The organism is Zhouia amylolytica (genome assembly GCF_900116365.1).
In the GTDB taxonomy this organism is placed as follows: Bacteria; Bacteroidota; Bacteroidia; order Flavobacteriales; family Flavobacteriaceae; genus Zhouia; species Zhouia amylolytica.
The window spans coordinates 258,873-285,594 of record NZ_FPAG01000004.1 but is presented as its reverse complement, the minus strand read 5'-3'; the positions used below and the strand labels follow the sequence as shown (position 1 = coordinate 285,594).

Below are 26,722 nucleotides of genomic sequence, written 5' to 3'. Positions count from 1 at the left end.
GTAAAATAAAAAACTCCTGTATGTTATCACACAGGAGTTTTTTACTTGGAATAATATACTTCTCTTAATACTCAGCCACCATACCTTCTCCATAATGCTGAGAAACTGCTTTGTTAATCATTACTAACCCCTCTTCCTGAGATGTGTTAGCGTCTAATTGTACTTTTTCTCCGTTCGGTAAATACACGTAATAGAACCCTTGCTCAAAAGAAGACAACTTGATCATTTCACCACTAGGCTTAATAGCGTTCCAAGACTTTTCATCCGGCTTGTAGAACAACTCTAACTTTTCTCCTTTTTTCGGACCATCTACAACCTTGATAAACATTCTGTTTTTCATTGCTGTCATTTCAATGGTATTCCCATCCTTTTCTACAATCTGAGTTTCAACCTCACCATCATTCATCGCGATTGGATTAGATCCTGACCAAAATTCAATCACGTTAAAGATGATGGCATCACCAAGGAAAAACAATCCATATACAGGTATTATGTTTAATCCCCAAAAAATAAGGTTATTAAGAAACTTATTCTCACTCACCCCCTGGTTCCAGTCCTTTAAATTATTAAAAGCACTAAAAGAACCTAAACAACTTGTACAAAGTAACGACAGTGACAACACTGAACATAAAGCTAATTTTTTCATATCTGATGATTTAAATAATGGTTATACGGTATTAAATATATGAAAAATTTTACATACTATTACAGACTATTGTGCTTTAAAAAAAGTAACCGGCTTTTTTACTGTCTAGAAATTAGAAGATTAAGAAAATAAAGCATCTCCCAGGACAGAGAGATGCTTTTCGAAAGATTAAACCCGAGGTCCGCCACCTATTCCAATTGTAATTTATCGTAATTATAAAAGTAAAAAGTACCATCATCATTCATGGCGACAAACAAGCCTTTGGAAAAAACCTTATTCAAAGGATATGTCACCACCTCACAACCATCGGTCTCTGTAGTGCTCAAATTAATAGCTTTAACAAACCTATTCTCCTTTCGTGAAAAAATATTGAATTGCCCCTTCTGTTGATCAGAAACGATTATATATCCGCCCCCATCCTCATGCTTAGCTATGGCAATGCCCTCAATATCATCTTTGAAATATTCCCCGCCAAATGAAGCCAATTCTGTAGCACCCATTTCCGGATTAGCATGGTACTTGCGTATAGCAACACCCTCATCAGAATAATACACATAGCCGTTTTCATCATCTACCGCTATAGCTTCTATCTCCTTTATACCACTAAAATTTCCAAATTTTCGCTCCAACTTAGCATGAACACCTAAACTATCCGCATAAAGAAGATATTGATATAGATAATTCTCCTTAGGCCCATTCTTCCTGCTTACGATAGCATATGTTAAACCATTATCAGGATTCTTATACAGGCTAATCCCCATTGGTCTTCGAAATTCAGGATTTTCCTCATCTTCAAAAACCGGATAGCCGCCTCGGTCTAAAGGTTTCATATTGGGAACAGAAAACAATCTTAACATACCTCGCTCCCGCTCTGTAAAAGCAATGATGTCAACCATTGATGAGTCATTAACTCTAAAGTTATAAGCAACATCAACATTATTTGGATATCGAATACCCCTGATTACCATATCCTCAATCACCTTCCCCTCCAAATCAAAAGCATAAATGGCTCCATCCGTGTCTTTATCGGTACCAAAGACAACACTTTCTGAAGGGTTCGCCGGATTAATCCATATAGCAGGATCATCCGTATCATAATTTACTTTTTCCGTTATAACGTCCGGGGCTACAGGTGATAATTTTTCCTCACATCCAACTACCACCAAAATACCCAACAGACCAATTATGCTTGTTATTCTTTTAATCATTATTGTAAGTCGTATTTAAAATAAGTCGTATTTCAACCCTAAGTTAATTCTACTTCTGTAATATTCCATTTGCATTGTTCTATTTCGAACGCCTTGGTAATATCTTAATGGTTGATTGGTTATATTCGTAATATCCGCATACACTCTTAAATTCTTATTAATAGCATAAGCAGCATTAAAATCAAGGAAAAACTGATCGTCGTAATAACGATCCTCAAAACCATTCCCCCCTAATTCATCCAGATATGCATCCGAGTAGTTAGCAGAAAGTCGTGCGGTAAAGCGTTTTCCTGAATATGACAGAGATCCGTTAAACATGTTTGGAGTAGCTCCCGGCAATCCCAAATCTCCACGTTCATTTCCGTCCTCATTTCTTATACCATTAGCATTAGAGTTCAAATAGGTATAATTTAAATAAACTCCAAAATTCTTAGCAAAACCCGGCAAGAAATCCAACTGGCGCTGTAATGAGACTTCCGCTCCATATACATATGCATTATCACCATTCAATGGGGTAAAAACATCAAACCCTGTTGCTGCATCCTCATAGGTGAAAGTATAGATAAACTGATCTATATCCTTATAAAACACCCCTCCGGATAAAATACCAACATTCTGAAAATAATACTCAGCCATAAAATCAAAATTCATGGAGGTTGTTGGATCTAAATCTGCATTTCCAACTATAATCTCCTCATCTTCCTGGTTAATCTCACTTGAAGGCACCAAGTCTTCATAGTTCGGTCTTGCAAGTGTATTTGTCCAGGCTAAACGCAATATTGTTTTCTCGTTTAAATTATATTTAAAATGAAGTCCGGGCATTATGTTTTGATATGAACTCTCCCCTTTTACTTCCATAGAACCTTCAAAATCCCCATCGTCATTCAATGTCAATTCGTTACCAACACTTTCAACCTTAGTATTTTCTAACCTTACTCCGGCAAGTAAACTTAATTTATTCGTTAGTTTCTGATCCACCATTATATACCCGGCATAAACTGTCTCATCAACATTATAATTCGCGGTCAAATACTCATCAGGCACATCCTCCCTTTCAAAACTACTTGAGTTATTTAAATTTAAATTCCCCAAATACTCCGAAGAAGCAAATTTTCCTACCTGGTATTTATCCCCTGCAGTAAAATCAGTATCTGAGTAATCCTGAGTACTTACGTCGGCCAAAGTTTGAAGCCCGCTTAAAGGTTCATACTCATAAAAATTATTGTCTCGCTCTTTTTTCTTGTAACGGCTTTTCACTCCAAATTTGATACTCCCATCCCCATTATTAAACAAATCGGCCGGAAGGGTAAAATTTGCAAAAAAATTAAAGTCCTTTTCATCAGTATATTGATGTTCTTCCGTCAGCTCGCCAAATTCAAAATTATTTAATGCAAGGTCGGCATCATCAACAGGACTGTAATAAGGCTCTCTGCTGTTGATTTCATTATTAATACTATACTCACCTTCGTATTCCAGATAACGCTCGTCAGGACGCTCTTCTGACGCTTTTGCGTAGGAGGTAAGCCAATCTACCTGAAGACTTCCAAACAAATGCTCTCCTCCCAAACTGTAATTTTGCATTCTTTGATCTTCAAGTCTTCTGTTTTTAGATCGCTTATTATCAATACCTCCTTTCGTTTGTCGTTTTGATTCCACAGGAAAACGAACCAGATTCCCATTATTTATTATAAAATCCCCTTGCGATATATCATCTCCATCCAAAATCTCACTTTCCTGGCGATATCTGTTCTCACGGTCATCCCTCCAATTGTACATTGTTTTAAGAAACACATAATTATTATCATCAAACTCATAATCAACATTAGCAGCAAAACTTCGCCTGATACGTTGAACCAAATATTTTCTGATTTCAAAAACATTGGCATATGGATTCACTTCCATCTCCTCTAGAATATCCTCTCCATCTGCATCCTGATTACCGGTATTATACTCGAATTCATCAGTCCATTCTGCCTCGACATTATCCGAACCAAAATCATTATCATTAATGGAGGCAGAAATCATCCAACCAAACTTTTTATTTGCTGAACGATCCCCCAATATGAAAGACCCGTTGTAAATGGCCTTATCAGAAATAGTATTGACTCCTGAACCGGCAGTAACAGAAAGTCTGAAATCCTGCGGTGTAGAACGTGTAACAAGATTGACCGATCCCCCTAAAGCATCAGCATCCATATCTGGTGTTACAGCCTTATTTACCTCGATGGTTTGAATCATATCCGATGGAATTAAGTCCATTTGCACATTTCTGTTATCGCCCTCGGCAGAAGGAATTCTGCTTCCGTTAAGCGTAACTGAATTTAACTGGGGAGCCAATCCTCGTATAATAATATTTCTCGCTTCCCCCTGATCCACCTGCATAGTGATCCCAGGTATACGCTTTAATGCATCACCCACATTCGCATCAGGGAATTTACCGATTTGCTCCGTAGAGACCACATTGGTAATATTAGGATTGTTTTTTTGCGTATTTAAAGCCCTTGCCTGACCTCCTAAAAAATTACCCACAACTTCCACATCATCTAATACTACATCCGATGGGGATAGTTCAACCACTATAGAAGTTGTCTGCTTTGAATCCACCTTCACTTCAACTGACTTATCTGAAAATCCTAAATATTTAATAAGTATAGTGTGTGAACCTTCTGGCACGTTGACGATAGTGAATTTACCATTTTGATTAGATACAGTTCCCTTTTTTAAGGAAGTAATTTCAATTGAGGCACCCGGAACATAAATTCCATAATTATCTACAATAACTCCTTGTACAGCACCCTCCTGAGCAATAATATGACTCGTAAAGAGGCCTAAAATAAACGTAACAATTAACAGTCTTTTAGCGTTGATTAATTTCATTGTTTTTATGGTTTGGTTTTCATTTCAAAACTATGATTTACAACACCTTTGGATTTAAATATCAGGATAACAAAATGTAAAGATCACTACATTATACCCTTAACTAAAAAGCAACATTTAAGGTTTCGAAACATCTCCTTAACTTTCGATTTACAAAAGGCAGGCAATGCTTATAAATCCAGCATAAAATTTTGAAGGTTACTCCCTTTTTCCAAAAGAAGTTTTTTCCTTAAGCGATAACGTGCAATTCGAATACTATCAGGAGTAATTCTTAAAACAGATGCTATTTCTTTTGACGTAAGGCTAAGTCTCAACAACATACATAACCTCATTTCCGCTGTACTCAAGTTCCCCGAAGTTACTTTATGGATCTTCTTAAAAAAATCAGGGTGAATTTGTTCGAAATATTTAATAAAATCTACCCAACCCTGTTCATCCTCAATATCAGCCTTTATCTCAGCTATTAATCCTTCAAGTTTAGGCTTTATAAACATTCGTTCTCTGTCTTTTAGCTTTATCAAGGTGCTTGAAACATCCGATAAAACTTTATTCTTATGTGCAAGGTGCAAACTGTATTTGGAAAGCGAAGAAGTCTTTATTTGTATCTCTCGCTGAAGACTTTCCTCTTCGGCTATCTTCTTATCCAGATCAGCCTTCAATAGTTGCTGCTTATATTGCTCTATTTTAAACCGTTGATCTTTCTTTTTCCGATAATTAAAAAAGACAATCACGAATATGATTATCACTAAAAAGATCACAAATACCACTGTTCTTTGATTGGCTCTGTTTAACTCATTTTGCTTGGTTAGCAAAGCAATCTTAGCCTCTCTTTCTTTCACCCCATACACAATTTGCAGCGTATTCATTTGTTGTATCCTCCTTAACTTCTGCTCCTCCTTATATTTATAAATAGATGCATTTAAATAGTCGAATGCCTTTAGATGATCTCCGGTAAGTTTAGAGGTTTTAGAAAGGTCCTTTAAAGCACTAGATAACTGATGAACATTATTCGTTTGTTCAGCTTCATATTTGGCTTTATTGGTGTAGAAAAACGCCTTTTCAAAATCACCCTTCTTCCTGTTTACATCACCCAGGTTGTTGAGAATACTAATTTTTCTGTCATCATTCACGCGATAAAAATATTCATACGCGCTTTTAAAATAGGTATAAGCCTTATCGTATTGCTGAAGATCTTCATATATACTCCCTATATTCTCATACACCACAGCAAGCCCTTCATAATCACTTAAGGCACTAAACAATCGTAAACTTTTATTTTGACATTTTAAGCCCTGGTCATATTCACCTTCCTTTTCATAAACTGCTCCCAAAGATGCATATGCTACAGCCTCCCCTTTTTGAAAGTCAATAGTTCTCGATAAACGCAAACTCTTTTGCAAATAACTTTTGGCAATGGCATATTGATCTGCCTCTAAATTAATACTCCCCAAATTATTGAGAATGATCACATGAGTGGAATCTGATACTTTTGAATGAAAAAGTAATGCTTCATTATAATGATGAACCGCTTCATTTGTAACTCCCAGATCATGATAAAAATCTGCCAGTAAAATATGATTATAAATAATGTTTGAAGTGTCTTGTTTTCGAATCGCATCCTTCAGGCGATTTTTAAACCCGAGAAAAGAAGTGCCAACCGGATTTAATTTATCCTTTTCAGGTAGATCCTGACTGTAATGCATCTGAAGGCCAAACATCAAAAGCATTAAAAAAACTATACGCTCCTTAATCATCCGCAAACAAGCTTGATTCAATTAAACCAAACAATATAGTACCACACTATATCCAAGGTGTTAAGCAGCGGTTATAAAAAAGTAATAAAACAGCAAACAAAAAGCCCTTACTGAATTTCAGTAAGGGCTTTGTAAGTTTGAAAAATAAATCAATTCTTATGCCTCGAAAGGTTCAATTGAAACGTATGACTTATTGTTTCTTTTCTTTTCAAATTTTACAATACCGTCTGTAGCAGCATGTAATGTGTGGTCTTTCCCCATGTAAACATTCTTACCTGGGTTGTGAGCAGTACCACGCTGACGAACAATAATGTTTCCAGCTATAGCAGCTTGCCCTCCAAAAATCTTAACACCTAAGCGTTTCGATTCTGACTCTCTACCGTTCTTAGAACTACCTACACCTTTTTTATGTGCCATTTCTTTAAGATTTTAAGGTTTTAAAATTAACTTAAAGCAGCTATTAGTTCAGCTTTCTTCATAGAAGAATAGCCTTCAATACCTTTACTTTTTGCCATTTCTTTTAATTCAACTACAGTCTTTTTGCTTAAATCTTCAGACTCGTTAGCTGATTTAGCTTCTTTCTTTGGAGCTTCTTTTTTAGCTGCTGCTTTTTTCGTTGAACCAGAAGCCACAATGTTTTCAATTACGATTTCAGTAAGAGCTTGTCTGTGACCATTTTTCACTCTGTAACCTTTACGTCTTTTCTTTTTGAAAACTATCACCTTATCTCCTTTAAGGTGCTTAACGACTTTTGCCTCTACTGCGGCTCCGTCTATAGCCGGGGCGCCAATTGTAACGTTTCCGTTGTCATCTAAAAGAAGTACATTGTCAAAAGAAACTTTTGAACCTTCCTCAGATCCTAAACGGTGAACGAATACTTTTTGGTCTTTCGCAACTTTAAATTGCTGCCCTGCTATCTCTACAATTGCATACATAGCGATTCGTTTAAAATTTATTTTTTACACAAAATGAGTGCAAATATACCGCTAAATATCTAAACAACAAATGTTTTTATGTGTTTTGAGGGGATTTTTTTGTGTTCCAACTTGGTTTGAATTTCTGCATGAAAGCCAGGGTCAATACTACCGTAGAGGCAAAACCCTCAACGATTAAAACAAAAACTAATATACCCGGACCCTGATAGTATTCTTCAATCCAACCCTTCATAATAGCTTTTGGGAACTCAGGGTCAATATGAAACATATACAAAGCCATGAAGCCAACAAAAAGAAGTGTGGCAATAAATCCGGTGAATATTCCTGTGCGAAATCCTGAATAATAATTAAACTTTTCACCTTCTGTCAGACGTCTGAATCGTATCGCTGCATAGATTCCATAGGCCACGATGACACCATTCAAAACTCTCAACCATGGATTTTCATGTAATCCAAAAAGACGAACAATTAAAAAATATGCTATCAAAACAATCGCTATTATAGCACCATACCTGAAATTTATTTTAAATGATCCCATTTTTTTCATAACTTTTTGATTTTCACCATTAATTTACGAAAAATTATTAAGCTATTGGTTTAAACTTTTGTTATAAGAGCTGATTTATTTCTACCTGCATTATACAAAAACTATATTTGTTGTAAGAAAAAACTTTTGTAACATTAATGTACTTAAGAACACTAATTAACATACACATTAATCAAATCATCTATAGTAATGAAGAGAACAATTTTAGCGATAACTTCTTTATTTTTTACTGTAACAAACGGTATAGCCCAGGAAGTTGCTTTTGAAGAGTACGACCTCGAAAACGGTCTACATGTAATTTTACATCAGGACAATAGTGCTCCGGTAGTCACGACTTCCGTTATGTACCATGTAGGTTCAAAAGACGAAAACCCTGAAAGAACAGGATTCGCACACTTCTTTGAACATTTATTATTCGAAGGAACTAAAAACATTGAACGTGGCGAATGGTTTAATATCGTTAGTTCAAACGGAGGCAGTAATAATGCAAACACTACTACAGACAGAACCTATTATTACGAAACCTTCCCTTCAAACAACCTGAAATTAGGCCTTTGGATGGAATCTGAACGAATGCTACACCCTGTTATTAACCAAATTGGTGTCGACACTCAAAACGAAGTCGTAAAAGAGGAAAAAAGACAACGCGTTGATAATTCCCCTTACGGAGGACTTATTTATGGTACCGCAGTACAACCACACTTATTCAAAAACCACCCATATCGTTGGTCAGTAATAGGTTCTATGGAACATTTAGATGCCGCCAGCCTTGATGAGTTTATTGCCTTTAACAACAAATACTACGTGCCTAACAACGCTGTTCTGGTAGTAGCCGGAGACATTGATATCGACGAAACCAAGCAACTCATTAAAGGTTATTTTGGTGCGGTCCCAAAAGGAGAGCCAATCATCAGGAATTTCCCTAAAGAGCAGCCTATTACTCAAGAAATTAAAGTCACCGAATACGACTCGAATATCCAGATTCCCGCTTTAGCACTATGCTATCGAACTCCTGCCATGACAGAAAAAGATGCATACGTTCTAAATATGATATCAACCTATTTAAGCGATGGTAAAACCTCTAAGCTGTATAAAAAAATGGTAGACGAAAACAAATCTGCACTACAGGTATTCGCCTTCAACAGAGCACAAGAAGATTATAGCATGTATAACATCTTTGCACTTCCATTAGGCGACAAACCATTGAGCCTTTTAGAAACTGAAATTGATGAAGAAATCACCAAACTTCAAACAGAACTAATCTCACAAAAGGATTATCAAAAGCTTCAAAATAAATTAGAAAATGATTTTGTTAACTCCAATTCGAGCATTCAGGGAATCGCAAATTCTTTAGCGCGAAACTATATGTTATACGACGACACGAACCTGATCAATACAGAAATCGAAATCTACAGATCAGTTACCAGAGAAGACATCAGAAATGTCGCCAAAAAATACCTTAACAAGAACCAACGCCTGAAGTTAGAGTATTTACCTGAATCTGCTAAATAACACCATCAAACAAAAAACAATGAAAATAAAAATAGTATCCATTATAGCTTTTCTATTCTGTGTTGTATTAACACAAGCGCAAATCGATAGATCGAAACAACCTGAACCCGGGCCAACCCCAAAAATTAATTTAGGACAGCCGGAAACTTTTCAACTGAACAATGGCTTAACTGTTATGATCGTTGAAAACCATAAACTCCCTAGAGTATCTGTGAGTCTAAGTATCGACAATGCACCTATCTATGAAGGCAACAAAGCAGGTGTATCAAGTCTAACTGGCTCCGTTTTAGGAAGTGGAACAAAAAACATGAGCAAAGATGCCTTTAACGAACGAATCGATTATCTCGGTGCCAGTATTAATTATGGATCAAATGGAGCGTCGGCAAGCTGTCTTTCCAAATATTTCGAGGAGATTCTGGGACTAATGGCTGACGGAGCATTGAATCCTGTATTCCCACAAGAAGAGTTCGAAAAACAAAGAGAACAACTTCTTACAGGGTTAAAATCACAGGAAAAAGATGTTGCCGCCATTTCAAACAGAGTTAAAAATGCCCTGGCTTATGGTAAAGAACATCCTTATGGAGAATTCATTACGGAAGAAACTGTAAATAATGTCACTCTTAATGATATTAAAAATTTTTACAGTCAGTATTTTGCTCCCGAAAAAGCCTACCTGGTTATTGTTGGAGATGTTGATAGTAAGCAAACTAAAAAATTAGTAAAAAAGAACTTCTCAATATGGAATAAGGCCAAGGCACCACAAGTGTCCTACTCCGCTCCTAACAATCTACAATACACGCAGATTAATTTTGTCGACATGCCTAATGCCGTTCAATCAGAAATCAAAGTGGTTAATAATATAGATTTAAAAATGTCGGACCCTGACTATTTTAACGCCTTAATGGCCAATCATATCCTGGGTGGAAGTTTTGGAAGCTACCTTAACATGAACCTTAGAGAAGAACACGGTTTCACTTATGGAGCCAGATCATCGGTTAACACGGATAAGTATGGAGCCGGTTTATTCCAGGCCTCAGCAAAGGTGAGAAATGCGGTGACAGACAGCTCTGTGGTCGAATTCATGAAAGAGATCAATCGTATCAGAACTGAAGACGTAAAAGAAGAAACACTTCAAAACGCCAAAGCTAAATACCTTGGAAATTTTGTGATGGCGCTAGAAAACCCAAGTACGGTAGCCCGCTATGCATTGAATATTAAAACTCAAAATCTTCCTGAAGATTTCTACGAAACATATCTTCAAAAAATTAATGCTGTTACCGTGGCAGACGTTAAAAACGCAGCCAACAAATATTTCTTGTATGACAATGCCAGAATTGTTATCGTAGGAAAAGGCAGTGATGTTATCGATGGACTTGAAAACACAAAATTGAATGGCAAATCGACAGTGATCAAATACTATGACAAGTTCGCTAAGGAGGTAGAAAAGCCGGAATTTAAAAAAACGGTTCCGGAAGGACTAACCGCAAACAATGTCGTAGAAAAATATCTTAAGGCTATCGGAGGCGTTGATAAACTCAAAATGGTAAAATCCATATATAAAACTGCCGAAGCTGAAATGCAGGGTATGTCAATAAACATGGAAGTTAAAACAACTCCAAACAATCAAATGGCTGTAGACATCAAGATGATGGGGAATTCACTAAATAAACAAGTTGTAAACGGAGATAAAGGATATACGGTAGTTCAGGGTCAAAGAAAAGAAATGTCCGAAGAAGATCTGAAATCATCTAAATTAACCGCTACCACCTTCCCTGAATTAAAATACATAAACAATAGTGATATATCACTTAACGGTATTGAAAATGTAGATGGGCAAGATGCTTACGCATTAAAAGTCTCTGATAAGCTAACGAGCTTCTACAGTATTGAAAGCGGATTAAAGGTTAAGGATCTAATTTCTACCAAACAAAACGGACAAGATTTTTCATCATCCATTTATTACAACAACTACAAAGAAGTTGATGGTATTAAATTTCCTTATACAATGTCCCAAACTTTTGGACCACAAAAAATGGACTTTGAAGTAAAAGAAATAAAAATCAACGAAGGCGTTTCAGATGCCGATTTTAATTAATGATTTATTCTTATTAACAAATCGAAAGGGAGCGCAATAAGCTCCCTTTTTTAATACGTTCAAAATATCAGAATCTATCTACCTATCTAAATAGCTACAGAAAAAGTTAACGCAGCAAAGGGCTTCTTCATACATAATTCTCCGTCATATCATTTCTTTCGATTATTTGCCAAATACACTCCAACCAAAATAATACACCCCCCCATCAACTGCAGAAAACTAAAACTCTCACCATCCAGCACGCCCCATAATATAGCCAATAAAGGCATTGTATAAGTAACCGAAGAAGCAAATACAGGACTTGCTATTTGTATCAATTTATTGAAAAGAACTTTCGCAAATGCAGTTCCAAACAAAGAAAGTATTGTAACGTACAACACAGAAAGTTGCATCTCTTTTGATGCCATGACAGTTTCAAAAAAACCTGTCGCCCATAAAATGATGAATGCTGGTAAAACAATAAAAACAAAGTTACCCGTCGTAACCGCTAAAGCACTGATATCAGTAAGATGCTTTTTTATAATATTTACATTTAATGCATAACCTAATGTAGATAATATAATTAAAATACTGTACCAGTAATTTTGATCCGGATTGAATTCTGCTCCTTTCAAAATTAATATCAAAGTTCCGACAAAACCAATTACAACACCATAGGCTTGTTTTCGTGAAGTCGTAATTCCAAAAAAGAGTGTTCCAGCTAACAAGGTGTTTAACGGGGTAAGTGAATTCAACACAGAAGCTACACCACTATCCACTTGAGTCTGGGCCATTGCAAAGAAGAAAGGAGGAAAAAAAGAACTCAAAAATCCAGACAAAGCAATCCATTTCCAATGCTGCTTTTTAATTTCACCCATTCTTTTGAAACCAACGGAAAACAAAAAGAAAGCCGTGAATACAATTCTCAAAGCACCTACCTGAATTGCCGACAAACCCACTAGTCCTTTCTTAATAAGAATAAAAGAGCTTCCCCAAATTAAGGTGAGCACTAAAAGGTACATCCATTTTTTACCTTGTACACCCATACTTAAAAGTTAAGGCGCAAAATTCGCATTAAAATCACAGTTATCCATACACCTAATTACTATTTTTGTAATTGCTCAATAAGTTTTACTTATAAGCGTTTTTTCAAGGAATTAATTATTTAATAAACAACTCATTAAAAAGCACAACTATGAAAACAATTAAAATGGCATTCAGTTTATTTGCATTACTCCTCATGATTTCTTGTGGAAATGACAACTCAAAACAAGAGGTTTTTGATTCTCTCAAAAAAGAAGTGCTTAAAGTTCATGACGAAGTGATGCCAAAAATGGGTAAAATTAATACCCTTATCACAGAATTAGACAGTAAAATTGACACGACCGAAATGGGAAAAAGTTATGAGAAAGCAAAGCAAGAACTTGAAGAATCTCATGACATGATGATGTCGTGGATGAAAAATTTTGGTGATCAGTTTGGCGGTACTATTGCTAAAGATAGTCTCGATGAAAAAATTCAATTACTTGAACAAGAAGATATTAAAGTTAATGATCTGAAAGAAAAAATTAATTCAAGCATAAAGAACGCCGAAGACCTTCTTGGTAATCAATAAAAAAAAGGCTACACTGGAGTAGCCTTTTTTTTATTTCTTCCACTTGATGGATTCCATCATTTTCCGAATGTCATTTTCTAAATAATCTGCTGCGGGTAAAACTGAATCATAATTAGGCTTCGCATGAAAATAAAGCGAACCTGTTATAAAATGATTGACACTATCCGTAACATAAAATTGTGATTGCGAAGCCGCATTACCACTAATTTTAAAGAACATCCCATAAACGCCATCCTCTTCATTCACAAAAGTCTTAGGAGCTATTGCATCCGCTTTTACTACGTGTTCATAGGTTAACTTCTCAGCATCTTTCAATAACTTCTCAATGTCATTGTTAACGCTTTTGTAGGTAAGAAACACAGTAGCCTTCATAGAATCATAGTTAACATCATAAACACATTGACCCTTCGGAACCAACGAAGCTATGCCATTAAGCTGCATACTAAACGGACAATCATCCGAATGAAAATCAACATAATGAGGTTGAGGATACTCCAATCTTAATACAGCCTGAGGCTTTGGAAGCGTATCTTCTTTACAAGCGATAACATTCAACAATAAAAATATAATTAAAAGACCTCTGATCTCTCTCATCAGTTAATAGTTAGTTTGATTTGCTTGATACGTTTCTTATCCAATGCCTCTACAACAAACGTATAGTTCTCATAATTTATGCGCTCTCCTTTTTTAGGAAAACTACCGGCAATCTCCAAAATAAACCCAGCTATCGTTTCAGATTCTCCCTTATTCTCTTCAAATATAGATTCATTTTCAAGCTGAATAACCCGATAGAAATCTTTCAGGGTCGTCTTTCCTTCAAAAACAAAATTCTTATCATCAAGTTTCGAATAAATCAGATCCTCATCATCAAACTCATCAGAAATATCTCCGACAATTTCTTCAATAATATCTTCCAAAGTAATTAGCCCGGAGGTCCCTCCATATTCATCAACTACAACTGCAAGATGACTTTTCATCTCCTGAAATTCCAATAATAAATCATCCAGCTTTTTATTTTCCGGAACAAAATACGCTTCACGCTTTAAAGAAACCCAATTAAAAGATTTTTTATCTATATGAGGCAATAAATCTTTAACATACAGAACACCGGTAATATTATCCATATGATCATTATATACCGGAATTCTTGAATATCCATTTTTAACGATCTCTTTAAACACTTCCGAAAATTTAGTATCCTCACTGAGCGCAAACACATCAATCCTGGGTGTCATAACCTGCCTGGTTTCTGTATTTCCAAAAGTAACGATACCTTGAAGGATTTTTTGCTCCTCTGAGGTGGTATCACTTTCTGAGGTCAACTCTAATGCCTGGGATAGCTGATCTACACTAATATTAGATTTCTGTTTACCCCATTTCTCCTGAAAGTAATTGTTTGCATTACGCATCGGTACACTTACAGGCGAAAGTATCTTACTTAAAACATTCAGAGAAGGCGCCATGAAACGCGCAAACCGCAATTGATTTTTAGTCACATATATTTTAGGCAAAATTTCTCCAAACATCAATATCAGGAAAGCCGCTACAATTACTTCAACAACAAACTTCAATTCAATAAATCCTAATGAATATGAAGATAAAGTGCCAAAGAAATAATTTGCGGTTGCACTGAATAGGAGCACAAAAGAAATATTGATCAGATTATTAAATACCAGAATCGTGTTGAAAAGCTTTTTGGGAGTTTCTAATAGCTTCAATACCAATTTATCTTTACTGTTTTTACCATTATCATCATCGAGATCGTTCTCATTAACAGTAAAAAAAGCTACCTCTGCACCCGATATAAGTGCAGAACACGCTAACAATAGAGCTAAAACTATGACCTTGGTGGTTGCTACAGTATCTACAACCATTAAAATTGATAAAAAACTCGAGGGCTCAGGATCCAAATGTGTACAGTTTAGTTAAACAATTAAAATGGCAAGTCGTCGTCTGGTTCTGGTTCTTGAGCAACCGGATTAGACTGAGGTTTGTGATCTTGCCTTTGTTGCGGTTGAGATGCAGATGATTGCTGCATTCCTCCTTCTTCTTTCTTGGCAGATAAAAATGTGAAATCAGTTACTTGTATCTCCGTTGTATAACGGGTTTGTCCATCTTCACCCTGCCATTGACGGTTCTTAATTCTTCCTTCAACATAAATTTTATCCCCTTTGGTAAGGTATTTTTCGCAGATTTCAGCTGCCTTATTTCTTACCACTATATTATGCCACTCGGTAGAGGTTACACGCTCACCGGTTTGCCTGTTAGTATATGATTCGTTTGTTGCTAACGGAAAACGACCTATACAATTTCCTCCATCGAAATAAGTCATTTTAACCTCATCTCCCAAATGTCCAATCAACATTACTTTGTTCAGTGTTCCGCTCATAGTTACTTTTGTGTTAAACTCAAAATTATTAAAAAATTACCACAACTAAAAACTATATTCCTTCACAAAGTTGGCAATTAAAACCGGCATTGGATATTCTTCTAATTCGTGATAGGAAATTCCATTTTCAATTGAAGACTGCAAATGTACAATCCAAAATTTAGTATATATATGTTGATGCGATAATTTATGCGTAATGGTTTCTCTATTATATAAGCTCAGTTCAAAATCCCGCCCCTGCAAACGCTCTTTAAACAATGGATGATTTTCAATTTCTTCAATACTAAGCTCTCCGTCACTCTCTATTAAAGGAAATTCATATAGATTTTGCCAAATACCTTTCCCCTTTCTTTGTTGAATTAGGGTCTCTCCTCCTGATTGAAATATCAAATAATTAAAAAACCGATCCTTAACTTTTGTTTTTTTTAGCTTAACCGGGAGCGAACTGATCAAGTCTTTTTCCAGAGCTACGCACCCGTCATTCAATGGACAATCACGGCAGCTTGGCGATTGCGGTTTGCACTGCAAGGCCCCAAACTCCATAACACCCTGATTGTATTCTGCAGGCCTGGATCTGTCGATTAGTTCGGCAGCAAGACTCTTGAAATACTTAATTCCAGTCGTACTATTGATAGGAGTTTCTACACCAAAGTATCGAGATAGCACCCTGTAAACATTACCATCAACTACAGGTTCAGGCCTGTCAAAACAAAATGAAGCAATCGCACTAGCCGTATAATCACCAACCCCTTTTAATTTCTTTAATTCCTTATATGTATCCGGAAATTTTCCATTTAAATCTCGAGCCACATATTTTGCAGTAGCATGAAGGTTTCTCGCTCGGGAATAATACCCCAAACCTTGCCACATTTTAAGAACTTCCTCCTCCGAAGCATCAGCAAGCTGAGATACAGTAGGATAGTGTTTTATAAACTTTTGATAATATGGCAAACCTTGCTCCACACGGGTTTGCTGTAACATAATCTCTGACAACCAAATACGGTACGGATCCCTTGTTTTACGCCACGGAAGCACCCTCATATTCTCCTTGTACCAAGCTATAATCTTACTCGAAAACATCCACTTTTTTTATAACATCGTCAAAAATACTAAGTTATATGGTTAATTTTAACTTAATTGAGTTTCTTTAATTGGTTAATTAATTCATATATTTGCATCCCCAAAAATTATAATAGTCTTAAAAACAGAATAATAAAATGACGAAAGCAGATCTAGTAGCCAAAATTTCAGAAAAACTTGGCATGGAAAAGGGAGATGTACAGGCAACTGTAGAAACTTTTATGGAAGAAGTAAAGAACTCCTTAGAGAATGGAGATAATGTTTACTTAAGAGGTTTTGGTAGTTTTATAATTAAAACAAGAGCTGAAAAAACCGGGAGAAACATCTCTAAAAACACAACCATCAAGATTCCTGCACACAACATTCCTGCTTTTAAACCAGCTAAAGTATTTGTAGAGGGCGTTAAAGCGAACGTAGACGTAAAATAATTTATTAACTATAAAATTTATACCCTATGCCAAGCGGTAAAAAAAGAAAAAGACATAAGGTGGCTACGCACAAGCGTAAGAAAAGAGCAAGAGCTAACCGCCACAAAAAGAAAAAGTAGTTCTTCAACTACTTTTTCTTTTTAAAACAGTTTGTTCATTGAAATAGAAATTTCATAGATTTCCTATGGGGTTTCGCCGGGTTTAATCCTGTTTCATAACAGGAACCTGTGTAATAAAATATTTTGTTTAATCCATCTTCCCAATTATGGGTCGATACAAACCAATTCAGAGTGAATAAAGAATTAATTGTTCGATCTGGTTCCTCTGACGTTGATTTTGCCTTATTAAAGGATGGAAAACTGATAGAATTACACAAAGAAGAAAACAGTTCTGATTTTGCAGTAGGCGATATTATGCTTGCCAAAGTCAGAAAACCAGTTCCGGGTTTAAATGCTGCATTTGTAAATGTAGGATACGAAAAAGATGCTTTTTTGCACTATCACGATCTCGGACCTCAACTCTCTTCTTTGTTAAAGTTTATCAAACGTGTAAGCACAGGTAAATTAAAAGATTTCTCTTTAAAAGATTTCCCATTTGAAGAAGACATAGACAAAGATGGCGTTATTAATGATGTTATTAAAGCCAATCAATCTATTCTCGTTCAAATTGTAAAAGAGCCTATCTCAACCAAAGGCCCAAGAATTAGTTCCGAACTTTCAATAGCCGGAAGATACTTGGTGTTGGTGCCTTTTTCGAATCGAATTTCTGTTTCTCAGAAAATTGAAGACAAAGATGAAAAAGATAGACTTAAAAGGCTCGTACAAAGCATTAAACCTAAAGGGTTTGGAGTTATTGTCCGTACTGTAGCCGAAGGCAAAAAAGTCGCCGAACTGGACAAAGACTTGCAAAACTTGCTCAATCGTTGGCAAGCAATGTGCAAAAAAATTTATAAAGCACCTCAGCCATCAAAAGTATTAAGTGAAATGAATCGTGCAGCCTCTATTTTAAGAGATGTGTTTAACGATACTTTTACCGGAATACATGTAGATGATGAAACGCTTTATTATCAAATTAAGGATTATTTGAGCAATATCGCTCCAAAAAAAGAATCCATTGTAAAAATGTACAACGCTCCTGTTCCGGTATTTGAAAAATTCGGAATTGAACGTCAAATCAAAACTTCTTTTGGTCGTACTGTATCTATGAGTAAAGGTGCCTATTTGGTAATTGAACATACCGAAGCACTTCACGTTATAGATGTTAACAGTGGTAACAGATCCAATAAAGCTAAATCGCAAGAAGAAACTGCACTGGAAGTAAACCTTATTGCAGCAACTGAAATTGCGAGACAGCTTCGACTTCGGGATATGGGAGGTATCATCGTAGTAGATTTTATTGATATGTCTGATGCCGAAAACCGAAGAACATTATACAACCATTTAAGAGAAGAAATGAGTGACGACAGAGCCAAACACAAGATCCTTCCCCCTAGCAAGTTTGGCTTGATACAAATTACAAGACAAAGAGTAAGACAGGAGTTAACAATTAAAACAAGAGAGGACAACCCTAATGCCAATGGCGAAGTGGAAGCTCCTATCGTTTTGATTGATAAAATCACTTTTGATCTTGAAAGAATTATTAAAAATGATAAAGCTAAAAACGGAATCATTTTAAACACACACCCGTTTATAGCCGCTTATCTAACAAAAGGATTTCCATCCATCCGTTCTAAATGGTTTTTAGAACACAAAAAATGGGTAAAGATTTTACCAAGAGACGCTTACACGTATTTAGAATACCGTTTCAAAGATAAAAACGGAAAAATATTGAAATAAAAAAAACCACGCATTTATGCGTGGTTTTTTATTTATAACTATCCCTGGAACCTGATCCTATATAATTTTATATCCGATTCGTTGTAATCCATTTACCTACCTTAGGAGCTGCATAATGCTCCATTCTTTGCAGTAATCGATCTAAATCATCTTCAAACAATATCATGTTTCTATTTTCCTGTTTCAACAAACCATTTTTAGTCATGCTGTCAACCAACTGAATTAACGGGTCATAATACCCCTTTATATTCAAAACCCCTATCGGTTTATGATGCATTCCTAGTTGTGCCCAGGTAAGCATTTCAAATAGTTCATCCATCGTACCGAAACCACCCGGTAAGGTTAATGACCCCTCCGACATTTCGAAAATCTTAATTTTCCGTTCATGCATAGAGTCGACCAGAATTAATTCTGTTAGACCATCATGCGCGATCTCCTTTTCCTGTAAAAAAGTTGGAAGGACCCCCGTAACCTCTCCGGCACCATTTAAAGCACCGTCTGCCACAGCCCCCATTAAACCAACATTAGAACCACCATAAACGATTTTAATTTTTTGGTTTGCTAATTTAACCCCAACTGAATAAGCTATTTTTTCAAAATCAGAGTCACAACCATTACTGGAAGCACAAAAAACTGCTATACTTTGCATAATTACTTTGCTAGATTTACCACAAAGCTATTAAATCATTCAGACCGTTTGTTAATATACTTTTGTAAAATTTTTATCAATTTGCTACCACTGAGATCTTCAGCAATTATCTTCCCGTCAGGATCTATCAAATACGATTTTGGGAAATTCTGAACATCGTAAATATCTGCAATCTTATTATCACCGTTATGAAGGATTTGTGGCCAGGTGATTTTTTTCTTTTTAATGGTTTTAGCAAGTTCCGCCGGCCTGTCATATGCAATTCCCAGAAAAGATATCAAAGCAGGATCTAAATTTTGTTTTGCGTATTTAACATTTGGGATCTCCTTCATACACGGACCACACCAACTCCCCCAGAACTCAAGATATAAGTACTTACCTTCAAAGTCACTAAGACTTATTTTTTGGTTGGTAGTAAATTCATTACCGGAAAAAGCGATGGCATCATCCCCAACATTTGGTTTTTTATAAACACGCTTTTTATTACTTGGCTTCTCCCCTAAAAGCAACAACTGATCATTGGCATCAACACCCATATTCTGATAACTTACCCCGTCAATTTTTAAAATACCCTCCTTTGCTATAGGCTTAAAATTCTCTTTATCCGCCTTAATCCCAATAAGTGTACGTTTATCAAATGTGGTACTTACAATATCTCCTCTCAATATCAGAGACTCACCTTTGAATGTAGCTTCCTTATATACCGGAAAACTATATAACAACCTGTTCATTCCACTTTGGGCTATCAACACCGGAATCGATTTCTTAACCACACCTCCCTTTACAAAAGCCTCATATTGCACCATGGGAGCATATTCCTCACCTGCCTCATTTCCCAACGCTACCACCATTATCGGCGATGAAATAATGCGATCATCACTAAAATCATCATTATTATTTGTATCAATTTTATACTCAATGATGCCTCCAGGAGTTTTATGCATTACAATATGCGTATAACAACGAATGGGTTGCTCCGAAAGATCTCTGTTAGTGAGATCCCACTGCCACAACACCTTCACTCGATTGAAGAAATCTTCACTTATGGCTCCCAATTTATAATTTTGATAGGTAAACTGGTAGATGTCAAAAATAATACGCTTAACAACAGGTTTATCCCAATCCTCCGGAATACCACTAACAGTCTCTATGGTATTACTCCATTCATCCGTTATAAATTCATCAGGATCATACGTTAATTCTTTAAACTCCGGGGAGAAGGGACCAAACCCTTCTTTTTCTGAAATAGGCAAGGTAATTATATGCTTGTCATTTGTATTTTGGGCTACCCCAAAATAGGACAGTAACACAAGTAGTAGTAACCAAATAATTCTAAACATTTAGGCGCTCTTAATCTATTATTTATTTAACCTTCAAAACTATGAAAAGAGCACATTATGCATCAATTTTATTGATGTATGGTATTGGTCTTTGGTTGTAATGCATCATTATAATCTTCACTAACTTTAGGCATAATTGAACTCATGGATATCCTGAATAATTCCCAACAGTTTTTGACACCATTAATCACATAAACTTTTCGCTTTTTTGTAATAGCAATGACGCTTCCGGTTGCTGTTCCTTCAGCAGCACCTGATATCCCTCCGGCAACGACGAACTCTCCCCGAGTCATGAAAAGACCATCATCTCCAGCATAAGCTGCAACCCCACCTAAAATACACCCTACAGCTGCCCCTAAACCTATCGTGTGCCCCATATCTCGCTTAGTTTTAAATAGCCCGATTTTTTCTAATGGAATATCTCTAACCTTTTTAGCACTAAAGAGGCTCAGGGTATCTGTCGTCATAGAAACGATTTTCCCATTGGCTATTTTTTGGCCATCGAGATTAAACACCCGAATGAATGACCCTGTGGTTTGATGAAGATTTTGAGCTGATGCACTTGCAGTTAAAACGAAAACAAACAACAAAAAGAATTTCATAATGCCAGGTTTTAAATTATTCCCAGCATAAGATAAGTCAATGGCACTTCTAATAAATTTACTAAAATCCCTCCTCCAAAGAAATTCTCAACGATAAAAAACCAACTTGGATGTTTACCAGATTACATACGTCGGTTAAGGCTGGAGTTTCCTGTCTTCTCTAATGTCACCTATATGGTAATAAGCCACAATTTTATCAATACTTGCCTCTTTAAAATAATACCATTCACTCACCTCCAATTCGAAATCACCCTGAACAGCCTTGTAACGCACACATGCTTTATCTTGCTCATAAACACCATCAATAATCGAAAAGGTATAGCCTAGAAATTTATCCTTATTCGCAGCCACTAAGTCTATGTACCCTTGCTTTCCTTCTATGGTGCCAAAAGGACTTGTATGTGAGAAATTAGCAGAAATTGGCAGATTGGTAAAATCTCCGGAACTCCATTTCGAAAACCATTCCATAACCAAGCGCTTTGACTCTTTCATAAAACACCGTTTTCCTTAAAGATAGCAAACTGGCCCGGAGCATTCAAATCTCAACTTCTAATAAAGTTTAAACAATAGCCTGCCTATTCCTTATCGTCATACTGAAACACATTAAAAGGCATAGCAGTACCTTCTATCTTCAACACCACAATACCGTGCCCAGGAACCTCCATGGTAACTGAATCTTGCTTAGAAACTGGATAATCCTTTTTCTCCCATAAATCTCTCATAGTGTAACCTTTCGAGGAGTTGATTCCAACTTTTGCAAGCTCCAATGTGATATTGGCCGATTCGGCACTTCTGTTTAACAAGCCTACGGCAACTTCGCCACTTACCGTTGAAACCAATGGCTTAGCCCAAATTTCCAATTCGCCATGATCTACCACCCGTCTGGCCTGATACACAAAAGAACTCTGATTAAGGGCTATAATTTCCTTATTACTTATAATTTGGAGTGTCTCCTCATTCATCTTGGTTAGATCATTCCCCAAAATTAACGGTGAATGCATCATACTCCACATGGAAAAATGAACCTTATTTTCATCATAGGTCATCCCTCTACCTACCTGTAAAATATCCATATCATTATAATGACCATTAGATGCATACTTCCACAAATCTGCATTTTGATCAATAATATGCAAAATAGAATTAAAGTTATTGGCTATATCTCCTGAGATTCTCCAGGAATCAGCAACCTGTGTAACCCACTTACCAGGGAATTTCCATCTGCATACATTATATAAAACTTCTGGTTTAATTTCCGCTATCAAACCTCCTATTTCGGTATACCTGGTTTGCTCATCGAGTCCCATCCATTGACCTCCACACCAGTCGACTTTTAAAAAGTCATAATTCCATTTGTTTAATAAAACACTTAAATCATTATACTCATGACCATACAGCCCCATCCCGGTACCTATGGTGTCTTTATCCCAATATGACGCACAGGTGTTAATCCCCGCATCAGTATATATACCTGCTTTTAACCCTTTATTGTGAATATAATCCGACAATGCTTTCATTCCATTGGGAAATTTAACCGGGTGGGCTATAAGAGCACCATTTTCATCCCGCCCTCCGAAATAACCATCGTCAATATTTATAAATTCATACCCCAGCGTATCCAAACCCAAGGACACCATGGCATCTGCCTGAGATTGAATAATTTCTTCACTTATATTGATCCTGTATGCATTCCAGCTCGCCCATCCCATCATAGGACGGTTAAAGTCTTTCACCCCAGTTTCATGAGTACTTATTATTGAAGCTGAATCATTACCACGGTTCCCTCTTGGATTACAAGCAATTATGAATACAAAAGTGAAGAGCAATGCAGGAAGATATAATTTCATGTTATATTTTTTGCTCAATTTAGCCCATTATACAGACATTGAAAAACTGGTATGATAAGTAGTCAATCGCTACTCACCCTTTAAAATATCTAACAAAAAAAAGGGGGCACACCCCCTTTCCTATTATGCTTCAAATACTTCTAGTTCCGATCCGGCCCTTTCACCCTGTTTGGGTATGCTGGACGAGAAGGATAATTGGGCTGATATTCTTTTAATTTTTCCAATACAACCTCAATCGCCTTTTCCAATTGTGGGTCGCGTCCTTCAATAACTTCTTTAGGCCATTGTTCAACATCTATATCAGGAGCAACACCTTCATTTTCAACCCTAAATCCCTTTTCGCTATAAAATGCTACATTAGGAGCCGTAACGCTGCCCCCATCAATAAATTCCGGATATCCGAGTATACCAACGAGCCCACCCCAGGTTCTCTTCCCTATCAGGGTACCAAGCTCATACTTTCTAAACATCCACGGTAAATAATCCCCTCCGGAACCAGCCGTTTCATCAATCAGCATCACCTTAGGACCTTGTATAGAGGCATTGGGCGCCTTTAAATCTTTCCCATACCTAAAATTCCAATGTGATTGATAAGGCTTTCTTAAAATGTCAATATAATAATCGGCTAACTGTCCACCACCATTATAACGCTCATCAACAATAATTGCCTTTTTATTCACCTGAGGAAAGAAATAGCGTTTGAAATATTCATGACCGGCACCGGCAGTATTAGGCACATATACATAAGCAACCTGCCCGTCTGTGGCCTTGTTTACCTTCTCAATATTTTCTTCAACCCACGCCCGGTTTCTCAACGCATCCTCATTTCCTATTGGAACCACCTTCACCTCTCTGGCATTCGAACCACTGGAATTACTTCCTATTTTTAAATAGGTAATCTTACCCGCTTTATTTTCAAAATAACTAAATAAATTATCATCGGCAGTTACCTCAACACCATCAACAGCTATTAGATATTCCCTTTCTTTCACATTCACTCCCGGTTCAGTAAGCGGAGATCTTAAATCAGGGGTCCAGTTTAATCCACCGTATATCTTTTTAAACCTATATCTGTTATTAGCTATTTCATAATCTGCCCCCAACAATCCTACATTTACGGTTTCCGGATTATTTAAACGATCTCCTGTCCCTTGAAACCGATGATGCCCTACCGCCAGTTCACTAAACATCCATTGCATTACCCGATACAAATCGCTTCTGCATACAACATCAGGTAAGAACTCGATATATTTTGCCTTCATTGCATCCCAATCAGCACCATGCATCCCCGGGTCATAAAAATAATCCCTGTTCACCCGCCATGCTTCATCAAAAATATTTTTCCATTCTTTAACCGGGTCTATTTTAATTTTAATCATATCTACTTTCACACCCCCATTATCAGGTTTTTTACCTGTATCAGCTACATTCCACGAACTACCGCTACGAATTAAAGTCTTTTTACCATCAGCTGAAATAACAAACTGATTCGCCTTTAGCACTTCTTTGGCTTCCCGCTTTTTCAAATCAAAATGCATCAAGGGTTGCGGACTTGAATATCCACTATGAGGTAGAAAATTCATATAATATAAGTTCCCCTCTTCAGGACATGCCAACCCTGAATACATTCCGGGTTGTACAGGTAGATCTATAATTCTATGCTGCAAACCATCAAAATCTATTTCCAGCAATTTATCTTTTTTATCCTTTTTCGAGTCACTTGCGTCTTCATCCAATACTTCTACATCATTTTCTTTGGCCAAGGGCGAAATTATATCTTCCCTAAGGGTCACCAGGTAAATGGAATTTGTCATTTCCATATCCTGATTCGATTGATCAAACCAATTTACAACCGGACCGGCATCCGTTGAGGCTAGCATATACACATACTTTCCTCCCGGATCAAAAATTGGTTCAGACACATTAGACAAACCATCAGATATAGGATATGATTTACTGTTTTTCAGGCTGTATATAAATGCCTGTTCAAAGTTCGTTTCTGTAATGACGGTATAAGTGATGAAATTAGAGTCGTACGACCATGAACCAAACATATCCCTGAAAGCACCCGGAATATAAAGGGTATCGGTAGCTATTTTTTTAATTCTTTTTGATGAAACATCCAGCACGTAGAGGTTCCTTCCGTTATCTACAAAGGTTAATTTCTTACTATCCGGCGACCAATTTAAATACGCATAAAACCCCGTTCCATCGAGGGTTATAGAAGTTACCTTATCACTTTGTATATCTTTCAAGTGAATGGCATATTCTCCACTTACATCAGAAAAATAAGCGATATTCTTTCCGTCAGGTGACCATTGAGGCTCCTTTTCATGAACCCCGGGGGTCTGAGTGATATAGTTGACGTCACCTTTATCAGCTGGCACAGTAACAATGTCACCCCTAAAATCAAATACTGCTCTGACTCCTGAAGGTGAAATACCGGCACTTCGAATATAATTAGCCCCCGAAACAAACCGCGGCCTCATTTCAAGTAAATCGGTAGCTATACCCACCGTTATTTTCTCACTGGAGTTTGATTCCGGATTGAAAATATGTAAATACCCACCCTGTTCATAAATGAGCTCTTCACCATTCGAGCCCATTCCTATAACCGGGAAATCAGTATAATTAGTATGTTGATCTACCTCTTTGGTATTAATATCATAAGAGAATAAATTGAATTCACCATTTCTATCACTTCTGAAGTACACCTTATTCCCAATCCATTGCGGATGCGCATCATTTGACCCCGATGCCGGCTTCGGAATTTCACTTACTCTTTTATTGCTCCTGTTATACACCCAAATACGGGCTTGTGTACCACCGCGATAATGCTTCCATTGATTGAATGCTTCGTAATTCGGGTTATAGGCTATGTAATTTCCATTGCCTGAAATAGTACCTCTAAAAACCGTGGGAATGGGCAATTCTTTTGGCTGCCCTCCGTCCACACTTACAGTATACAGCTTTGCGTGTCGATTCGTATAATTCGTACGTCTGGAGTTAAATAACACCGCTCCATCCGGAGTAAAACCCCTAACAATATCCCACGAAGGATGCCAGGTTAATCGTTTAGGAACTCCTCCTGTTGAAGGAATCACAAACACATCGGTATTCCCATCGTATTCCGCACTGAATGCGATCATAGACCCATCCGGTGAAAAAACCGGATTCGACTCCCTTCCTTCATCGATAGTTAATCGTTTTGGATTCGAGCCATCTTTATCAGCGATCCATAGGTCTTCAGCATAAACAAATGCGATTTGGTCATTACTAATTGCAGGGGAATTTAACAATCTGGTGTCGTTTACATTCTGTGATTGAGCGGTAACGCCTATCAACAGCAACCCTAACACCAAAAATGATGAAAAGTTTTTCATG

The 26,722-nt window shown here is 36.8% G+C and carries 23 protein-coding genes; 5 read left to right on the top strand and 18 right to left on the bottom strand.

Going from position 1 to position 26,722, the window contains the following annotated elements; translation table 11 throughout:
* Positions 1–64: 64 nt before the first annotated feature.
* From BM361_RS08200 to BM361_RS08170, 7 genes are all read right to left on the bottom strand, one after another.
* On the bottom strand, positions 65–646 hold the full coding sequence (locus BM361_RS08200; protein WP_038267335.1) for a DUF3332 domain-containing protein: 582 nt from the start codon (positions 644–646) through the stop codon (positions 65–67).
* A 188-nt stretch (positions 647–834) separates the two neighbouring features.
* The gene (locus BM361_RS08195) at positions 835–1,854 is read right to left on the bottom strand and encodes a phytase (protein WP_074978141.1); all 1,020 of its coding nucleotides are present in this window, start codon (positions 1,852–1,854) and stop codon (positions 835–837) included.
* Positions 1,855–1,869: 15 nt separating this feature from the next.
* Positions 1,870–4,731, bottom strand: a complete 2,862-nt coding sequence (locus tag BM361_RS08190; RefSeq protein WP_083425890.1) for a TonB-dependent receptor — start codon at positions 4,729–4,731, stop codon at positions 1,870–1,872.
* Between the two features lie 170 nt (positions 4,732–4,901).
* Positions 4,902–6,485 carry a tetratricopeptide repeat protein gene (locus tag BM361_RS08185; RefSeq protein ID WP_074978140.1) on the bottom strand — a complete coding sequence of 528 codons (1,584 nt, stop codon included), beginning with the start codon at positions 6,483–6,485 and terminating at the stop codon, positions 4,902–4,904.
* Between the two features lie 156 nt (positions 6,486–6,641).
* Positions 6,642–6,902: a 50S ribosomal protein L27 gene (gene rpmA, locus BM361_RS08180; protein WP_038267346.1), complete on the bottom strand. Its 261-nt coding sequence runs from the start codon at positions 6,900–6,902 to the stop codon at positions 6,642–6,644.
* A 26-nt stretch (positions 6,903–6,928) separates the two neighbouring features.
* Positions 6,929–7,420, bottom strand: coding sequence for a 50S ribosomal protein L21 (rplU, locus tag BM361_RS08175; protein WP_038267349.1), 492 nt, complete (start codon positions 7,418–7,420; stop codon positions 6,929–6,931).
* 76 nt (positions 7,421–7,496) lie between these two features.
* Positions 7,497–7,967 (bottom strand): DUF4199 domain-containing protein, encoded by a 471-nt coding sequence (locus tag BM361_RS08170; protein WP_235444286.1) that lies wholly within the window; start codon positions 7,965–7,967, stop codon positions 7,497–7,499.
* Positions 7,968–8,156: 189 nt separating this feature from the next.
* Here BM361_RS08170 and BM361_RS08165 point away from each other — a divergent pair, with 189 nt between their 5' ends.
* Together BM361_RS08165 and BM361_RS08160 are read left to right on the top strand one after the other, a co-directional pair.
* Positions 8,157–9,479: a M16 family metallopeptidase gene (locus BM361_RS08165; RefSeq protein WP_074978138.1), complete on the top strand. Its 1,323-nt coding sequence runs from the start codon at positions 8,157–8,159 to the stop codon at positions 9,477–9,479.
* Between the two features lie 19 nt (positions 9,480–9,498).
* A complete protein-coding gene (locus tag BM361_RS08160; RefSeq protein ID WP_074978137.1) occupies positions 9,499–11,574 on the top strand; it encodes a M16 family metallopeptidase in 2,076 nt (691 codons plus the stop codon).
* 149 nt (positions 11,575–11,723) lie between these two features.
* On the opposite strand, the gene BM361_RS08155 is transcribed toward BM361_RS08160, so the two are convergent.
* Positions 11,724–12,599, bottom strand: coding sequence for a DMT family transporter (locus BM361_RS08155; protein WP_038267357.1), 876 nt, complete (start codon positions 12,597–12,599; stop codon positions 11,724–11,726).
* A gap of 149 nt (positions 12,600–12,748) precedes the next feature.
* On the opposite strand from BM361_RS08155, the gene BM361_RS08150 reads away from it, so the two are divergent.
* On the top strand, positions 12,749–13,168 hold the full coding sequence (locus BM361_RS08150; protein ID WP_074978135.1) for a hypothetical protein: 420 nt from the start codon (positions 12,749–12,751) through the stop codon (positions 13,166–13,168).
* A 30-nt stretch (positions 13,169–13,198) separates the two neighbouring features.
* On the opposite strand, the gene gldD is transcribed toward BM361_RS08150, so the two are convergent.
* The 4 genes from gldD to mutY are packed head-to-tail and all read right to left on the bottom strand — an operon-like array spanning position 13,199 to position 16,637.
* Complete coding sequence (gene gldD, locus BM361_RS08145; protein ID WP_139226652.1) at positions 13,199–13,762, bottom strand: gliding motility lipoprotein GldD; 564 nt, start codon at positions 13,760–13,762, stop codon at positions 13,199–13,201.
* Positions 13,762–15,078 carry a gliding motility-associated protein GldE gene (gene gldE, locus BM361_RS08140; protein ID WP_074978132.1) on the bottom strand — a complete coding sequence of 439 codons (1,317 nt, stop codon included), beginning with the start codon at positions 15,076–15,078 and terminating at the stop codon, positions 13,762–13,764. The genes gldD and gldE overlap by 1 nt, the downstream gene beginning before the upstream one ends.
* Positions 15,079–15,101: 23 nt before the next feature.
* Complete coding sequence (locus BM361_RS08135) at positions 15,102–15,557, bottom strand: single-stranded DNA-binding protein (RefSeq protein WP_038267368.1); 456 nt, start codon at positions 15,555–15,557, stop codon at positions 15,102–15,104.
* Positions 15,558–15,602: 45 nt separating this feature from the next.
* Complete coding sequence (gene mutY, locus BM361_RS08130) at positions 15,603–16,637, bottom strand: A/G-specific adenine glycosylase (protein ID WP_074978130.1); 1,035 nt, start codon at positions 16,635–16,637, stop codon at positions 15,603–15,605.
* A 137-nt stretch (positions 16,638–16,774) separates the two neighbouring features.
* Here mutY and BM361_RS08125 point away from each other — a divergent pair, with 137 nt between their 5' ends.
* The gene (locus BM361_RS08125; protein WP_038267373.1) at positions 16,775–17,065 is read left to right on the top strand and encodes an HU family DNA-binding protein; all 291 of its coding nucleotides are present in this window, start codon (positions 16,775–16,777) and stop codon (positions 17,063–17,065) included.
* Between the two features lie 290 nt (positions 17,066–17,355).
* Entirely contained in the window at positions 17,356–18,900 is a 1,545-nt protein-coding gene (locus BM361_RS08120; protein ID WP_038267375.1) for an Rne/Rng family ribonuclease, read from the top strand.
* 67 nt (positions 18,901–18,967) lie between these two features.
* Here BM361_RS08120 and BM361_RS08115 read toward each other — a convergent pair whose 3' ends face one another.
* From BM361_RS08115 to BM361_RS08090, 6 genes are all read right to left on the bottom strand, one after another.
* Entirely contained in the window at positions 18,968–19,549 is a 582-nt protein-coding gene (locus BM361_RS08115) for an LOG family protein (protein ID WP_074978128.1), read from the bottom strand.
* A gap of 35 nt (positions 19,550–19,584) precedes the next feature.
* Positions 19,585–20,889 (bottom strand): TlpA family protein disulfide reductase, encoded by a 1,305-nt coding sequence (locus tag BM361_RS08110; RefSeq protein ID WP_074978126.1) that lies wholly within the window; start codon positions 20,887–20,889, stop codon positions 19,585–19,587.
* Between the two features lie 68 nt (positions 20,890–20,957).
* On the bottom strand, positions 20,958–21,491 hold the full coding sequence (locus BM361_RS08105) for a hypothetical protein (RefSeq protein WP_074978125.1): 534 nt from the start codon (positions 21,489–21,491) through the stop codon (positions 20,958–20,960).
* Positions 21,492–21,626: 135 nt separating this feature from the next.
* A complete protein-coding gene (locus tag BM361_RS08100; protein WP_074978123.1) occupies positions 21,627–21,983 on the bottom strand; it encodes a nuclear transport factor 2 family protein in 357 nt (118 codons plus the stop codon).
* A gap of 83 nt (positions 21,984–22,066) precedes the next feature.
* Positions 22,067–23,338 (bottom strand): glycoside hydrolase family 27 protein, encoded by a 1,272-nt coding sequence (locus tag BM361_RS08095; protein WP_074978122.1) that lies wholly within the window; start codon positions 23,336–23,338, stop codon positions 22,067–22,069.
* 140 nt (positions 23,339–23,478) lie between these two features.
* Entirely contained in the window at positions 23,479–26,721 is a 3,243-nt protein-coding gene (locus tag BM361_RS08090) for a S41 family peptidase (RefSeq protein ID WP_074978120.1), read from the bottom strand.
* Position 26,722: the final 1 nt, after the last annotated feature.